Origin of the sequence: Desulfosporosinus sp. FKB (genome assembly GCF_002196705.1) — a bacterium.
GTDB lineage: Bacteria > Bacillota > Desulfitobacteriia > Desulfitobacteriales > Desulfitobacteriaceae > Desulfosporosinus.
Window position 1 is genome coordinate 90102 of record NZ_NADJ01000035.1, and the last position, 17106, is coordinate 107207.

Here is a 17106-nt window from a genome sequence, read left to right on the forward strand (position 1 = left end):
TTTTCTCAAGCCTAGACCAAAGACCCTTTAAGGACGACCAAGGGAGAATTTTTATTTCCTTTTAATATATTTCCTGGATAAACTTGAACAAATTTATCCAGGATGACATGATCTAATCTTGAACCACTGGAAACTTTACATTTCTGCATGATAATACTGTTGCTTATGCTTGCTCCGGCTTCAACAATTACTTCGCGTGATAAGATTGAATTACGGACCTCTCCTTCAATAATACATCCACTGGAAATTATTGAATTTGCTGTGATTGCTTGATTGCCATGCTTCGTAGGAGGATTGTCCACAATTTTAGTGTGAATTCGATCATGTCCCATTAGTACTTCCCGGCAAATTATCGGATCAAGTAATTCCATGCTCCGATCAAAGTAATCTTTAACCGAATTTATGACTCCGAAATAGCCGGTAAAAGGAACTCCAATAATTTTTAAGGTGCGAATATTTTCTCGTATTGCTTCGATTAGATTTATAGCTTCAATTGAGCGATATCCATCGACAATTTCCAGAAGCAGCGTTCGCCGAATAATCAACATATCTAAGAAATAGTTCTGCTTTCGCGGACAAGCTATTGTTGAGTTCGTGTCGCTCACATCCAGGATGTCAAGAACATCTTGATTATCAGAGATAACAAGACGTTCTTTTCCCTTCATAGCGGAAAGATCTGTACTCTCTTTATATATCAACGTTACATCGGCTTTCTCATTCCTATGGCTTTCCAAAGCTTCATTATAATTTATATTAAAAATATGATTACATCCGCTGATAATTATATTTTCGGACAAGTCCTTCTGCAGATATTCAATATTCAGCTGTAAGTCTTTAAGCCGAAATTTTCCGTTTTCCCCGGATAGTCCGTGAATGGCTCCAGGTAAAATAAACAATCCTCCTGACTTACGATCCAAAAACCAATCTTTTCCTGCCCCCAAATGATCCAGAATCGACCTATAATGGCGGGGGGTAATTAACCCGATTGTCCATAATCCGGAATTAACCATACTTGATAGAGCAAAATCCAAAATTCTATAACGTCCTCCGAAGGGGACCGCCGCGATCGACCTCTCGGAGGTTAACCCTCTGAGACTAAGGCTATCAGAACCATTATTTCCAAATAGGATTCCAATGGCATTTTGCATCTGCTACCCTCCCCTCGGCAAATTTTAGCGGGTTGAATACAGATTACTGCCCGCATATATGACAGAGCCTTTTCCAAGTACGTAATGATCCTCTATGACTGTAATTCCTGCCTGGCGCACAACAGAATCCTCTTCGATTCCTATTGAACAATAACTCATTATTTTGGCATTTTCACCAACAATTGTTTTATTAATTTTTGCATGACCACTGACCCTGGCATTTGGCAATAAAATAGAATTTTTTATACTGGCCCCTTCCCCGACATAGGCTCCGGGAGCTAAAACTGAATAGCTGACATCTCCTAACACCACACAACCATTACTGATAAGACTGTTATTAATTCTTGCTTTCGGGCCAATATACTGCGGCGGCAAAATATCTTCATTGGAGAAAACCCTTTGAGCAGGGTCAAAGAGATTAATGGCCTCATCTCCCTTCAGAAATTCCATATTGGCATTGTAGTAACTTTCGATGGTGCCCACATCTCTCCAATAGCCTTGAAACTTATAGGCATACAATTTTCTTCCTAATTCAATTTGTTTAGGGATAATATTTTTTCCGAAATCATTTTCGGATACTTGATCCTGTTCATCCTCAAGCAAGGCTTGCTTGAGAATTGGCCAGTTGAAAATATAGATTCCCATAGATGCCAGATTGCTATCAGGATTCGCAATTTTTTCAGTAAACTTTATGATCCTGCCTTCTTCATTAAGAGACACGATACCAAAACGCGAAACTTCCTCCCAGGGAACTTCAATCGTGGAAATTGTAATTTCCGATCCTTTTTCCTTATGATAATTGAGCATAGAGAGATAATTCATTTTATAAATATGATCTCCTGAGATAATAAGCACATAGTCCGGATCAAAAAAGTCAATAAATTTTAAATTTTGGAAAATTGCATTGGCAGTTCCTTTATACCAACTTAATTCATGCTCCCCCACGAAGGGAGGCAAGATATGGACACCACCGAAAGGGTTGTCAAGATTCCAGGCAGAACCCAGGCCGATATACGAATTAAGCAGGAAGGGCTTATATTGAGTGAGAACCCCTACAGTATTGATGTTGGAATTTGCGCAATTACTTAAACTAAAATCAATAATTCGGTACTTGCCACAAAAAGAGACTGCGGGTTTAGCAATATTACGCGTCAAACTCCCTAATCTACTCCCCTGCCCTCCAGCCAAAAGCATTGCAATACACTCTTGCTTATGCATATTTTCACCTTTCTCTCTGCTTCCTGCATTTACGAATTGTCTGTTAATGCTTATTTTTAAAATGGGAGTTGATAGGGCGAAAACTAGTTTTCCAGATCTGATCGGCGTACTCTCTGATGGTACGATCACTTGAGAAAACACCCGACTTGGCAATATTAACCAGCGACATTTCTGTCCAACGTTTGCGATCAGAGTAGGCAGATTGAAGCTGCTTATATACTTCAAGGTAATCCGCAAAATCCCTTAAAACAAAATAGTCATCATTATAAAGCAAAAGAGAATCAAAGATAACCCTAAATTCTTCGCCGGCTGTTTCAAAAAAACCGTTGACCAGTTGATCAACACAACATCTTAGATCCTGATTAGCATAATAGAGATCTAAAGACTTATAGCCGCCTTCACTGGAATAGTGTAAAACTTCGTCTGCCGATAAGCCGAAAATAAAAAGATTGTTTTCGCCTACCGCTTCCTTAATCTCTACATTTGCACCATCTAATGTGCCGATCGTAATTGCGCCATTCATCATAAATTTCATATTCCCTGTTCCTGAAGCCTCTTTGCTCGCCGTAGAAATTTGTTCACTGACATCGGCAGCAGGGTATATTAGTTCACCTAAAGAAACATTGAAATTTTCTATAAAAATGACCTTAAGTTTGTCACGAACCCTTGGCTCCTTGCGAATTTTTTCGGCCAGGGTATTTATGAGTTTAATTATAGTTTTAGCATAATGATAGCCCGGGGCCGCTTTACCTCCGAAAATAAAAGTATGGGAACCGAGCACAGAATTTGGATCTTCCTGAACCTGATTAAATAAATGCATTATTTTCAAAATGTTAAGAAGCTGCCGTTTATAGGCATGGATCCGTTTAACATGGACGTCAAACATCGAGAAGCAATCAAGTTCAATTCCTTGGGTTTTTTTAATGTATTGAAGCAACTGCATTTTATTATGATATTTTGCCTTGGCAACCTTCTCCAAGAAACCTGCATCCTTCTGATAAATCAGAAGGTTTTCCAATTCCTCAGCGTTCTTCTTCCAGGTCGGGCCAATAGCCTCAGTAATTAGATCTGACAATACCGGATTCGCTGTTAAGAGAAATCTCCGATGATTGACACCATTTGTCTTGTTATTAAACTTATAGCTGAAAATCCGATAATAGTCTTTAAATACCTGTTGTTTGAGAATTTTGGTGTGTAACGAAGCAACTCCGTTAACAGAAGAACTGCCAATAACCGCCAGGTTAGCCATCTGAATATTATCGTCCTTGATTATCTGGGTATTCTGGATAATCCTTCGATCATCGAAGAATCTTTTAGCGCTGCGTTCCTTAAATCGTCGATCAATTTCTTCGATAATCATAAAAATTCTTGGCAAAATATGTTTAAATAATGTTACCGGCCACTTTTCTAAGGCTTCCGGCATAATGGTATGGTTGGTGAAGGAGATGGAATTTACGGTAATGTTCCAAGCCTGATCCCATCCCAAACCCTCCTCATCGATCAAAATCCGCATTAATTCCGGGATACACAACACCGGATGAGTGTCATTGATGTGAATTGACACCCAGCGAGAAAATTCAGCCAAGGATAGATTTCGTTTTTTAAAGCTTCTCATAATCGACCCTAATCCCGCTGCCACAAAAAAGTATTCCTGTTTCAGTCTTAATTCTTTTCCTGAACGGCTGCTGTCATCGGGATAAAGAATATAGGAAATCGCCTCAACGCTGGATCTTAAACTAACGGCCTGATCGAAATCCCCCCGGTTAAACGAAGCAAGATCCAACTCATTGCTTAAAGGTTCAGCGCTCCATAGTCTGAGATTATTGATATTCAAAGGATTATCGTAGCTTATGACAGGAATATCATAGGGAACCGCCAAAACAGGTTCATAGTGTTCGTGGTAAAACACTAATTTCTCCTTAACAACTTCTGTACGAACATGACCTTTAAATTTAACGACAATACTCTTTTCAGCTCTGCGAATCTCCCAGGGATAATCATTTTTCAACCAATTATCCGCCACTTCTGTTTGAAAACCGTTTCTGATCTTTTGTTCAAACAACCCGTATTTATAGCGAATACCGTTGCCATGGCCTGCTATTCCCCCAAAAGCCATAGAATCTAAAAAACACGCTGCCAATCTTCCCAGACCACCGTTTCCAAGTCCGGGGTCTGCTTCCTGCTCAAGCAAATCGTCAAGATCAATGTGCAATTCGGCTAAACCTTCTCTAACCAATTCTTCGACGCCCATATTGACCAAATAATAACGGAGAAGTTTGCCGATTAGAAACTCCATGGAAAAATAATAAACTTGTTTGGTGTACAGTGTGGAATTCTTAGTTAACGCTCTATTAAAGCTTATTGTTTCTTTTAACATCAAAACCAACGTTTTGTATTTGTCCCATAAGGAACTTTCATCTAGAGTTATACCTTCTGTTTCACTGATCTTGGTAAGGTATGCCAGTTTGAAATTATCTTTGTTGGTAAACATGCAACGCCCCCCCGCCTTAATTTGTATTTATACTGAGGTTTTAATATGATAGTTGCTAACGGAGGAACTTTAATTCTTAAAGAGAAAATCCTGCCATGCCATTGAATCCTCTCAGTAACCTTTGGGGCAGTATTCAAACAGTTTGAACCGCCAAAAATTTCCTGATCTGAATTAAACAATTCTTGATAGATCCCTCTGCGGGGAACCCCTAGGCGAAAATTCCCATAGGCAACAGGCTGAAAATTGATAACTATAATAAGAAAGTCCTTGGGATCTTTCCCCCGGCGACAGAAAATCAAGATACTTTGGTTCCTGTTATCCGCATCGATCCATTCAAAGCCTGACCATTCCTGGTCATTTTCCCAGAAAGCCTTTTCACGCTGATAAAGTTTATTGAAGTGTTTAATATACTCCTGAAACTTTTTGTGCATCTCATAATCTAAAAGCAGCCAATCCAGTTCTGCATCATAGCGCCACTCTATGAACTGAGCCAACTCACCTCCCATAAACATTAACTTCTTTCCTGGATGTCCCATTTGGTAACTTATTAAATTTCTTAAACCAGCAAATTTCTGCCAATAATCACCGGACATTTTATCAAGAAGGGACTGTTTCCCATGAACTACTTCGTCATGAGAAAGAGGCAAAATAAAATTCTCGGAAAAAGCATAGGTTAAGGAAAAGTTTAACAAGTTATGGTGATCTTTACGGCAGGCGAATTCATACTGCATATAACGCAAGGTGTCGTTCATCCAACCCATATTCCATTTGAAGTTATAGCCTAAGCCATTGACATAGGTCGGATAGGACACTAAGGGCCAATCGGTCGACTCTTCGGCAGCCATGAGGACCCCGGGAAAGTTATGAAACACAACCTCATTTAACCTCTGCATAAAAGCGATTGCTTCCAGATTTTCTCGTCCCCCCTGACTGTTGCGTTCCCAGCCTTTATCCGGTTTTTCAAAATCGAGATAAAGCATACTGCTAACCCCGTCGATTCGAAGTCCATCAATATGAAACTTATCAAACCAAAAAACTGCATTCGAAATAAGAAAACTCCAGACTTCAGGTTTCGAAAAATCAAAGGTATAAGTCCCCCATTTTCCATGTTCATCTTTTTCATAAACCGAGGACCCATTAAATTTACCCAAACCATGACCGTCCTTGCAAAAATGTCCGGGCACCCAGTCCAAAATCACTCCAATCCCTGCTTGATGACAGCAATCAACAAAACGCATAAAGTCATAAGGTGTTCCAAAGCGACTTGTGCAGGAATAATATCCAGTGATTTGATAACCCCAGGAACCGTCATAGGGATGCTCCATCAATGGCATAAATTCAATGTGGGTATAGCCCATCTTCAAAATGTAACGTATCAGTTCATCAGTAAAGTCCAGCCAATGATAAAAACCACCATCCCTTTTTCGGTGCCAGGAACCGGCATGAACTTCATAGATCAGCAGAGGTTTATCCTGTGGATGACTCTTTACCCGGCGCGATATCCAATGTTGATCCCGCCAATGATATCCCTCCAGAGAGTATATTTTCGAGGCAGTTAACGGCCTGAGTTCAGAACAAAAGGCAAAAGGGTCTGATTTCAGGAACATTTCGTCATTCTTAGTCAGAATTGCGAATTTATATAACCCTGTCAGTTTCTTGGGAATAAAAAGTGTCCATACACCGGTGTCTCCGGTTTCAATCATTCTATTCTGCTTTGTCTGCCAATCGTTAAAATCCCCAACAACAGAAACTGCCTTAGCGTCCGGTACCCAAACTGCAAAGTAGGTCCCAAGCATCCCATTATCCTCAATAATATGGGCTCCGAACTTTGAATAAGCCTTATAAAACTCTCCCCGATTAAATAAATAGATTTCCTCTGAATTTAGTAAAGCTAAGTGTTTCATAGATCACAACCTATCAGTCTCATTGTCTATTATCTACATAAGATGTATTCCGTAAGTTGAAAAATAGTAGTGACTTTCTAATGTGGAAATAATCTCAAAAATCTAAATATTGCTCTTACCTTAAGCCTAATATTGTTAAAAATGGATGTCTATAGAAAGACTAAATTTTAACAATTCATTCTTTAAATCATTAGCACAACATTAAAAAGCAGGCTGAAAACCATCTCGTTTTTAGCCTGCTTTTGCTTTTTACCTCATTGTTAATACGCCTCTTCACACATTCTCAACTTAAACTCCAAAAAAACTTCACATTTTGTACCATTTTGCTTCACAACTTTGAGTTATCCTTGAGAAGTACTCAGAAGAAACTTTGTATCATCGAACCAAAATAGAGGACTATCACTTTAGGGCGATCTCAGACGATATAATTTCAATTCTAATAGGAGGCATTCAACCATGGATGAAGAAATTCGCTTAACAACGACAGATGAGACAGAACAGGCACAACCTGAGAAACAGCCTGGCGAAAGCTCAATTCTTAATCAAGATTTTAACTCGTACCAGAATTTTAATTCACAATTTACTCCACCTCCACCCAAGAAAAAATCGACCAAAAAATTTGTTGCTACGGCTGGTCTTTGTGTTATGAGTGCCATCATTGGAGCTCTCTCAGCCGTAGCCGTCGTTCCGGCAATTTACCCCACAAACGCCCTATCAACTACTGCTGCCGCCAAGACAACAAGCTCTATAGCCCAAGTTTCTACTTCTTCCGCCTCTGCTTCCAGTCAAACGAATTTTCCCGTTGCTGAAATCGCCAAAGAGGTTGGTCCAGCTGTGGTCGGAGTTTCAAATTTTCAATCCACTCAAAATGTCTTCGGCGGCAGTTCGAACCTCCAGGAAGCCGGCAGCGGTTCAGGCTTCATTATCGATGCCCAAAAGGGATATATCGTTACCAATAATCACGTCATTGACGGCGCTCAGAAAATCACAGTCAGCTTAAGCGATGGCCGCAATCTTGACGCCAAGGTTGTAGGCGCTGATCCGCGCACAGACCTGGCTGTTTTACAGATATCAGATACTAAGAACTTAACGGCAGTCAAGCTTGGAGATTCCAGCAAGCTTCAAGTCGGAGAACCCGTAGTTGCCATCGGGAATCCCGGGGGCGCTGAATTTGCCCGTTCTGTAACAACAGGTGTTGTTTCGGCGACCGACCGCACCCTTGACATCCAAGGAGAATCCAGCTTCAATCTTATTCAAACAGATGCGGCGATCAACCCCGGAAACAGCGGCGGACCGCTTGTCGATTACCAAGGGAACGTTATAGGCATTAATTCTGCTAAATATGCTGAATCCGGCTTTGAAGGAATGGGCTTCTCAATCCCTATTTCAGATGCTCTGCCGACAATACAACAATTGATTAAAACTGGTGTAGCAACACATCCCGCTCTTTTAGTAACAACAAACGACCAATATCTCTCTTACGCCCAAGACAACAACCTCCCTCTTGGAGCCTATATTTCCGCTGTAACTCCCAATGGCCCTGCCGATAAAGCTGGAATCGTCAAAGGAGATGTCATTACAAAGATCAATAATGCTCAAGTTCAAAGCTCTTCTGACCTTGTTCACGATCTCTATCAATATTCTGTCGGAAGCAAAATATCAATAACTTTCGTTCGCGATGGAAAAACAAAAACTGTTCAGGCAACTCTTGGTGAAATTTCCTCAAATCAATAGTGAAATCATTCAGCTAAAGCTGAACATCGGGATAAATCAATGAGTTTACTCCGCGATAAGGCCTGGCAAGGAGCCGTGTTTCACGAACTTTTTATTCAAGAAACATCGGCTCCTTGACTTTTTGCCCTTACCCACCCCAGTGATAAAATGTTGGACTCTCTTCTTTGGAATAGTCTGACTGTCCATTAGGGCCCAAACAAAGAGCTGGAGGATTGTTCGGAGTCTTGGGCAGATTTGGGTTCTTGAAAATATTGACATTAGTATACAATGGAGTTAAGGTATAAAGGTCTTCCATTTGAGGATCATTTAAGCGAATACAACCTAAGGACACATCCTGACCAATACTTTCGGGAGAGTTTGTGCCATGAATGGCAAAGCTTGGATTTGACAATTCCATAGCCCTTGTTCCATAAACATTGTCGGCCTTAGGAACCCCTTTGTCCGGGTTGGCGATTCTTTTGGAAATCCATAAATTCCCTTCTGGTGTTAGGTTGTTTTTGCCTAGAGCTACAGTGTAGCTTCGCATTGTCTTATCTCCTGACATAACCATGAGCTCATGATTTTGCTTATTAATGTTAATCTGTATCGGCGCAAAGGGAAAATCGATACCCTTAGGAATAGCTGGCTTTAGTGCTTGGCTTACTGCGGAAATTAAATCCGTTTCAGATGAGACCCCTGAAGGTAAAAAAAGCCACCCCGCATCTCCTGACGGAGAGGTTGTGACGTCATTCTCCAAGTTATAAGGATTTAAGGGAAGTTCTGATAAATAATTTTGGGGAAAGGCCTTAGTCAACATCGTTAAATCCTTGGGCATATATCCATTGTGCTTAACAAATTGATACAAGGCACTTCTTACTACCGTAGTTGCCTGCCACAATTGATAGTTTTCCTCATCCCCTGCAGAGGAAATACTATCTATAGGATATATGTAAACTTCGATTTCTTTATCTTCACTCCCCCAATAAGCCATTCCCACATCCCGCTGATCTTCATCTTTAGCGACCACTAATTTGCCGGCAGTGGGATTTTTTTCGTAATCTTGTTTTAAAGTTTCCATCAGTTGATTTACGAGGAGCTGTTTTGTGATTGTTCCTTTAACCTGTATGGTTATTGGTATTAAGTCTGTTTGGGGAGTGGCCGCCGGTTTTTCCTCGAAAACTTCATAGGGTAACATATAAGTATAGCGATGGTTCTCCAAATACGTTGTCGAAGACCGATAACAAATTAAAAAAGCTATCAAAATTAAGAGGGCGATAATCACTGTCAAGAAAACATAAATTAGGGTTCTATTCTTTGGTATTAGTTTTTTCTTCACTGAACTTAGTCTTTTATCCGTCGAATGGATTTCTTCCTGTATTCTCAAAATCTCTGTCCGAGCCTTAAAATATCCCTTTCCCAAAGATCTCTGCATTAAATCTGAGGCCTCTTTTATCCCCTTTCGGTAGACTGCAAAGCAGCCTTCATTTCTAGTTCTTAGAAATTTTTCGAGACTTTTTTTAGCATTTCCCTCAATTTCCAGAGCTACATGATACATAGCCTCTGCATCTTCCGGTTTCCTCTTTAAGAGCTTTTGCCAAAATAATGGATCACTCTTAGCCAAAAAGTAACCATGAGAAATTGGTATCAGGTTGTCCTTTATTTTAAACTGAGAGATACTTTCCAAAAAATGCTCCCCCCTTATTCCTAAGTTATTTAAACTTATTCAGGGGCTTGTACAATAAGAACATAGTTTATTTTGAAAATAATTAGGTTACCCCTACAATATAATGTCGGATTATGTTATTGTTGAATCTAGATGAACTAAGGAGGAATAGCAATGCTTGAAATCCAGAACGTTTCTCTGGGCCTCAATGAGGACAAAGGGGTCGAGATCCTCAAAGAGATTAATTTGAAGTTTTTAGAAAAAAAGATATATGTCATAACAGGACCCAATGGTGGGGGCAAATCATCTTTAGCTAAACTAATCATGGGAGTTTATAATCCCACGGCAGGAAAAATTCTACTTGATGGACAAGATATAACGAACTTAAGTATTACGGACAGAGCCCGTTTGGGAATAGGATATGCCTTTCAAAATCCGCCTCGCTTTAAAGGAATAAAAGTAAAAGAACTTCTCAAAATGGCCGCATCCCATAACCCTGACCCGGTTAATATCTGCGATCTGCTCTATGACGTGGGGCTATGTGCACAGGATTATCTCAATCGGGATGTGGACAGCAGTCTTTCCGGCGGTGAAATGAAGCGAATCGAAATAGCTACAGTACTTGCTCGTAATCTCAAGCTGGCAGTGTTTGATGAACCGGAAGCAGGCATTGATTTGTGGAGTTTTCAAAAACTGGCAGAAACTTTCAAAAACATCCATTTAAAATACGATACTACTATTGTGATTATTTCTCATCAAGAACGCATCATGGAGTTGGCTGATGAAATTATTTTGATGTCTAATGGAATGATTAGTGACCAATCAGAACGAGACACAATTTTGGCCAGAATTCTTAATAATGATGCTTGTCTTTGCGGTTCAAACTGCGCGAAAGGAGTTAATCAAAATGCTCAATGCGCTGGATAAGATAATGCTGGAAAAAGTAGCAGACCTTCATGAAATACCACAAGGAGCTTTTAATATTCGCAAGAATGGAGCCGGGGTTCAGCGAAATACGACCGCCAATATTGATATTGTTACGAAGGCTGATAAATCAGGCATTGATGTGATTGTCAAACCTTATACTAAAGGAGAAAGTGTTCACATTCCCGTAATCGTAACGGAGGAAGCCATCAATGACGTTGTCTATAATACCTTTGAAATCGGGGAATATTCCGATGTTTTAGTCGTTGCCGGCTGTGGAATTCATAATTCCGGAAGTCACAAATCGCAGCACGACGGGATCCATAACTTTTATGTTCGCCGGGGCGCAAAACTTAAATATGTTGAAAAGCACTATGGCCAAGGGGAAGGAACAGGTGAACGGGTTCTTAATCCCAAAACCATTATTGAGGCCGAAGAAGGTGCCGTCGTCGAACTTGAAATGATTCAGATCAAAGGAATTGACCATACCAAAAGAGACACTGAGATTAGACTTATGGATAATGCCAAGCTTGTGATTACTGAACGTCTTCTAACATACAAAGATCAGGATGCGGAATCAAACATAACCGTTGAATTAATTGGAGCAGATTCTTCAGCCCAAATCATTTCCCGTTCTGTTGCCCAGGACAACTCGAAACAAGAGTTCTTTTTTGACCTGGTTGGACGGAATAAAGGCCGAGGGCACATTCAATGCGACGCCATTATTATGCATAATGCTCAAGTTCATTCCACGCCCAAAATATCTGCCCGTCACAGTGAAGCACAGCTGATTCACGAAGCAGCTATTGGGCGTATCGAATCAGAACAATTAATCAAGTTAATGTCCTTGGGATTCTCCGAATCCGAGGCTGAAGATACTATCCTCAATGGATTTTTGAAATAGTAAAGCTTTAACAAATCATCCAGCAGTTTCAGTTGTTCAAAGGTTAATACTTTGAAGAGGATTTTGGTCTACGGACTCTTCGGGGTCTGCAGTTATATTTTGAAACATAAAAAAAAGGGGGGTGCACTGCGAACTACTTAAGTTCGCAGCGCACCCCCCTTTTTTTATCCTTATATGTACGAATGAACTTAGCATATGGTTTGACGAAAATTGTATTACTACACATTAAAAAAGTATTGTCTGTTCCAAACTCAGCTGTTATAATCTTAACATGCTCTATACAATCTAAACATAATAACTTAATAATTCTTCGGATTGAATCCGAAGGACTTATAAACAGAAAGGAAGCATGGTAGAACGGCAAAAGCACTTTTTTGATTCCTGTTTGTTTCTGAAAAACAGCAACGTAAGAATGAGGATGGAGGAAATAGTATGGTTAGAATGGTAGGCAGAATCAAATCCAGCAGTTTAATGCGCATAGGATCTTTGCTTCTGACAACAGCATTATTGGTGACCGGATGTGGAAACAGTCCAACGACAACATCCGGCAAAAAAGCTATTAAAGTAGGTATCGTGGATACATATACCGGCGGTGCCGCAGTTTATGCCCAGGATTCTTTAGATGGCTTCAAATTAGCAGCCAAAGAAATTGCCGCTAAAGGCGGTCCGGAGATCGACATCGTAACCCGCGACGATGAGTTTAAACCTGACAAAGCGACAAGCTGGGCTAAAGAACTGGTCATGCGTGATCAAGTTGATTTCTTGGCCGGAACCACAAATAGCGCAGGATCTTTGGCTGTTTCTCAATACGCTAAAGAAAACAAAGTACCGTTTATTGATTGGGGCGGGATGAGTGACAAAGTCACTGGGGCAGCCGGTCACCGCTACGTCTTTAGCACCATACCCAATACCGCAATTATTGGCAAAGCCGGAGCCGTCCAGATCTCCAAAACACCTTATAAAAAGATTTGGCTCGCCGGCAGCGATTACGAATATGGTCACTCAGTTATTGATAACCTCTGGTCAAATTTGAAAAAAATTGAACCTGATGTCCAAAAAACCGGAGAAACTTGGTGGCAAGTTGGGGAAACAGATTTCACTCCCTACATCAACGCCATTCGCAGTAAGAAACCTGATCTTCTCGTAGTCGGCACCGGAGGGGCAGACATGGTAGCCTTTATGAAAGCCGTAAAGGCAACCGGTTTAGCACAGGAAATACCGGTCTGGGTTCACACCAGTATCGACCCAGCTACTTTGAGACCATTAGGAGATCAGGCTCCCACGGGAGTATTAGGAACAAATCCTTATCTCTCCAGTTATCCGGACACCGCAGCCAACAAAGCCTTTGTGAGTGCTTTCAAAAAGGAATATAATCGTGAACCTGCTGCTTTCGCATTATACGGTTATATGGCAGGTCAATTCCTGGGACAAGCCATTGAAAAAGCCGGAAGTACGGATAAAGAAAAGATCATCGACGCCTTGGAAGGTTTATCGATTGACACCCCCGTTGGTAAAGCCACGCTGCGTAAAGAAGATCACCAGGTTGCCATTCCTATGATCTATGGAGCCGTTGGCAAAACGGACGGGAAAATCGCTCCCACAGACCTCCACACGCTCAGCCCGGATGAAATAATGCCTTCTATAGATGATATTCAAAAGGCAAGAGCGAAAAAATAAACAACCAATTTCATGGGTGGTACCGCAAGGTACCGCCCATTTCTCAACCTAAAAGACAGGAGATAAACAGATGGATATAGCAACACTCTCAAGTCAATTGTTAATAGGCCTCAGCAGAGGGATGATTTTCTTTATCGTCGCTGCGGGACTAACTCTTATCTTTGGAGTCCTGAGGATTACAAATTTCGCCCACGGATCGCTTTATATGCTGGGAGCTTTTGCAGCTTACTCAGTTTCAACATCTTTAGGTCATGGCCATTATGGCTTCTGGTTGGCTTTGCTGGTCGCTCCCATTGCCGTAATGATTTTAAGTCTTATTATCGAACGCGGTTTGCTGCGTTTCATCTATAACCGAGATCACTTAACGCAAATGCTCTTAACCTACTCCCTCGTACTCATTACCGGAGATGCGGTTAAAATCATTTGGGGATCAGAATATAAATCCATAAATATCCCCGAAGGGCTCAGAGGTTCCATTTCGATCTGGGGAGCTTCTCTGCCTTTATACAATGCCTTCCTGCTCCTCATCGGACCCCTTGTAGCACTCGGATTATGGCTCTTTTTATCCAAAACTCATCTGGGCAAAATATGCCGTGCAACAGCAACTGACCGTGAAATGGTAGACATTCTAGGCATCAACAGCACTCGAGTCTTTGCTTTAGTTTTTGCCCTGGGAGGTTGGCTTGCCGGATTAGGAGGAACTTTAATCGCTCCCACAACAACAGTTTCTATGGGGATGGACGCGAATATTCTCATCTACGCCTTTTTGATTGTGGTTATCGGCGGATTGGGCAACATTTGGGGAGCCCTGATCAGTTCAATCATCATCGGAATGGGAGAAGCCATCGGTGTACTTCTCATTCCCAGCGTCTCAATTATACTGCCCTATATGATTGCAGGTATTTTGCTTATTTTTAGACCCTCAGGTTTATTAAAATCTGTCTGGTAAGAAAGGAAACCAAGTATGTCAGTAAATACTGAATCTTCATTAAAAACTACAAACAGAAAAATTCATAACTTATTGGGCTTGGGATTGGCTCTGATCGGAATCCTTATTCTCCTGATTGTTCCAACCCTCATCCCGCCCTATTATAGTTACCTCTTAGCCACTATCTTCACAACGGCCTTGCTGGCAACAAGCTTAAATCTGGTTTTAGGCTACGGGGGACTGCTTCATTTACATCATGGGGTATTTTACGGGATCGGTGCTTATACCGTTGCCATTATACTGACCAAAACCTCTTGGCCTTTTGCCTTGGCAGTCATTCTCGGGCCTATACTTTCAGCTGCTCTTGCTTTTGTGATCGGCTGGTTTTGTGTCCGTCTGCGGGGGCTGTATTTTGGCATGCTCACGTTAGCTTTAGGACAATTAGTTTGGGCTATAGTTTACCGGTGGAATGCCCTGACGAATGGTGATAATGGCATTCATGCCATTCCTGTCCCAGACTTCCTGACGTCTATCAGCTCTGTTTATTATACAACTCTTTTAGTTCTTCTCGTCTCTCTGCTCATTCTCTCCAAAATCACGAAATCTCCATTTGGCCTTACTTTACTGGCAGCTCGCGACAATCCGGTACGCTCTGAAAGTTTAGGAATCAACGTTAAACAACACCGTCTGATCGCCTTTGTTATTGCAGGCTTTTTTGCCGGTGTTGCTGGGGTACTATTTGTTCTCCTGGAACGTTCCGTAGCTCCGTCCCTCTTATTCTGGAATAAATCCGCCGAAATCTTAATTATGTGCCTAATGGGCGGCCTGACGGTCTTCTTAGGACCAACCTTAGGAGCGGCCATCTTAGTTCTTCTCTCGATGATCGTAGGACTTTACACTGAATATTGGCTTCTTGTCCTTGGCCTCCTTTTATTAATTCTCGTACTTTTCTTACCTCAGGGGATTCTAGGTTACATTTGCGAAAAGATAAAAGGGCGACGTCAGAGAGGAGGAAGTTTAGATGCTTCAAATTGAGCAGCTTAAAAAATCCTTCGAGGGATATCAGGCAATAGCGAATGCCAATCTTTCCGTTCCCCAAGGAGAAGTTGTAGCAGTCATTGGTCCCAATGGCGCGGGAAAATCCACCTTATTTAATCTTATCACCGGTCATTTAACAGCAGATTCCGGGTCAATTCGTTTTCAAAAAACTGATATTACTCAATGTACCCCCCATCAAATCTGTCACCATGGAATCGGTCGATCATTCCAGCTTATTAATATTTTTACCAGTTTAACGGTATTCGAAAATATCCAAACCGCTGTTCTTGCTAAGCACCGCCTTGAGCGGAAGTTATTTAAACCAGCCAAAAAGCTTCTCAGGGAAGAAACTTTAGAAGTCCTCAATAGTTTTGGACTTGTACGATATAAGGATCATTTATGCAGCTCCCTTTCTTACGGAGATCAAAAAGTCCTGGAAATTGCTATTGCCCTCGGAAGCAAACCAAAACTTCTCCTCTTGGATGAACCGACGGCAGGAATGTCTCCTGATGAAACGAGTCGTATCGTCCAACTTATTAAACGATTGTCACAAGATGAAGGCCTGACAATATTGCTCACGGAACATGATACTGATCTCGTCTTTGATGTAGCGCAAAAAATTATGGTTCTGCATCAAGGAGAGACAATTGCTCAAGGCCTGCCTGAAGACATTCGCAGCGACAAATCTGTGCAAAAAGCCTATTTGGGGGAAACTGAAGTATGCTAGAAATCAAGGATATTCACACCTATTACGGCATGAGCCATATCTTATTCGGTTTGTCCTTAACTGTCGCACAAGGAGAAGTAGTATCACTCCTCGGTCGAAACGGAGTAGGTAAAACTACAACCTTGAAAAGTGTTATGGGTATCGTTCCTCCCAAAAGCGGCGAAATTACGTTTCGCGGACAAACTATTACTAAAATCCCGACCAATCGTATGGTTAAATTAGGAATCAGTTATGTCCCTGACAGCCGCAGGATTTTTGCCGACCTCACAGTACGTGAAAATCTTGAAATTGCTGCCGGTATTCGCCCCGGTGACTGGACAATCGCTAAAGTTCACGCCTTGTTCCCCGTATTGAAGAAATACGAAAATCGCCGCGGAGGCAACCTCAGCGGCGGTGAACAACAAATGCTCAGCATTGGCAGGGCTTTGCTGGGTAATCCGGATCTTTTAATATTGGACGAACCAACAGAAGGGCTTGCCCCTTTGATTGTTCGTGAACTTGAAGAACAGATCTTAGAACTTTGTTCCACCGGAATCTCAATCCTCTTAGCCGAACAGAATCTCAAATCCGCCTTAAAATTAGCGAATCGCTGTTATGTCCTTGAACGCGGACAAGTCCGTTTTGAAGGAACCGTCGAATCCTTAGCCGAAAATGAAGAGGTCAGAACAAAATACTTGCTGGCTTAGTGAACTCGTTCAGCTAAACTGGCAAAGATTTCAACAAATCGAGTACTAAAAAGAGCCGTCACCCACTTCCCTTAAATAAAGAAGT

The 17106-nt window shown here is 41.4% G+C and carries 13 protein-coding genes; 8 read left to right on the plus strand and 5 right to left on the minus strand.

What is annotated here, in order from left to right:
• Positions 1-11: 11 nt before the first annotated feature.
• From glgD to glgB, 4 genes are read right to left on the minus strand one after another with little or no spacing between them, the layout of a single operon-like run.
• Positions 12-1148 (minus strand): glucose-1-phosphate adenylyltransferase subunit GlgD, encoded by a 1137-nt coding sequence (gene glgD, locus B5Y67_RS13635; protein WP_088226981.1) that lies wholly within the window; start codon positions 1146-1148, stop codon positions 12-14.
• Positions 1149-1172: 24 nt separating this feature from the next.
• The gene (locus tag B5Y67_RS13640) at positions 1173-2366 is read right to left on the minus strand and encodes a glucose-1-phosphate adenylyltransferase (RefSeq protein ID WP_088226982.1); all 1194 of its coding nucleotides are present in this window, start codon (positions 2364-2366) and stop codon (positions 1173-1175) included.
• A 43-nt stretch (positions 2367-2409) separates the two neighbouring features.
• Positions 2410-4857 (minus strand): glycogen/starch/alpha-glucan phosphorylase, encoded by a 2448-nt coding sequence (locus B5Y67_RS13645; protein ID WP_088226983.1) that lies wholly within the window; start codon positions 4855-4857, stop codon positions 2410-2412.
• Positions 4791-6761: a 1,4-alpha-glucan branching protein GlgB gene (gene glgB / locus B5Y67_RS13650; RefSeq protein WP_088226984.1), complete on the minus strand. Its 1971-nt coding sequence runs from the start codon at positions 6759-6761 to the stop codon at positions 4791-4793. Before glgB ends, B5Y67_RS13645 begins: the two co-directional genes overlap by 67 nt.
• A gap of 645 nt (positions 6762-7406) precedes the next feature.
• Between glgB and B5Y67_RS13655 the strand changes: the two genes are divergently transcribed.
• Positions 7407-8495: a trypsin-like peptidase domain-containing protein gene (locus tag B5Y67_RS13655; RefSeq protein WP_242975974.1), complete on the plus strand. Its 1089-nt coding sequence runs from the start codon at positions 7407-7409 to the stop codon at positions 8493-8495.
• 127 nt (positions 8496-8622) lie between these two features.
• Here B5Y67_RS13655 and B5Y67_RS13660 read toward each other — a convergent pair whose 3' ends face one another.
• Positions 8623-10158, minus strand: coding sequence for a L,D-transpeptidase (locus B5Y67_RS13660; RefSeq protein ID WP_088226986.1), 1536 nt, complete (start codon positions 10156-10158; stop codon positions 8623-8625).
• A 153-nt stretch (positions 10159-10311) separates the two neighbouring features.
• Here B5Y67_RS13660 and B5Y67_RS13665 point away from each other — a divergent pair, with 153 nt between their 5' ends.
• The 7 genes from B5Y67_RS13665 (at position 10312) to B5Y67_RS13695 (ending at position 17021) form a co-directional block, all read left to right on the plus strand.
• Entirely contained in the window at positions 10312-11064 is a 753-nt protein-coding gene (locus tag B5Y67_RS13665) for an ATP-binding cassette domain-containing protein (protein ID WP_088226987.1), read from the plus strand.
• On the plus strand, positions 11045-11965 hold the full coding sequence (locus B5Y67_RS13670; protein WP_088226988.1) for a SufD family Fe-S cluster assembly protein: 921 nt from the start codon (positions 11045-11047) through the stop codon (positions 11963-11965). Before B5Y67_RS13665 ends, B5Y67_RS13670 begins: the two co-directional genes overlap by 20 nt.
• A 432-nt stretch (positions 11966-12397) precedes the next feature.
• Positions 12398-13642 (plus strand): ABC transporter substrate-binding protein, encoded by a 1245-nt coding sequence (locus B5Y67_RS13675; RefSeq protein ID WP_088226989.1) that lies wholly within the window; start codon positions 12398-12400, stop codon positions 13640-13642.
• Between the two features lie 70 nt (positions 13643-13712).
• Positions 13713-14591 (plus strand): branched-chain amino acid ABC transporter permease, encoded by an 879-nt coding sequence (locus B5Y67_RS13680; RefSeq protein WP_088226990.1) that lies wholly within the window; start codon positions 13713-13715, stop codon positions 14589-14591.
• Between the two features lie 15 nt (positions 14592-14606).
• The gene (locus tag B5Y67_RS13685) at positions 14607-15605 is read left to right on the plus strand and encodes a branched-chain amino acid ABC transporter permease (protein WP_088226991.1); all 999 of its coding nucleotides are present in this window, start codon (positions 14607-14609) and stop codon (positions 15603-15605) included.
• The gene (locus B5Y67_RS13690) at positions 15592-16335 is read left to right on the plus strand and encodes an ABC transporter ATP-binding protein (RefSeq protein WP_088226992.1); all 744 of its coding nucleotides are present in this window, start codon (positions 15592-15594) and stop codon (positions 16333-16335) included. The genes B5Y67_RS13685 and B5Y67_RS13690 overlap by 14 nt, the downstream gene beginning before the upstream one ends.
• The gene (locus tag B5Y67_RS13695) at positions 16329-17021 is read left to right on the plus strand and encodes an ABC transporter ATP-binding protein (protein ID WP_088226993.1); all 693 of its coding nucleotides are present in this window, start codon (positions 16329-16331) and stop codon (positions 17019-17021) included. The genes B5Y67_RS13690 and B5Y67_RS13695 overlap by 7 nt, the downstream gene beginning before the upstream one ends.
• The last annotated feature ends 85 nt before the right edge of the window (positions 17022-17106 follow it).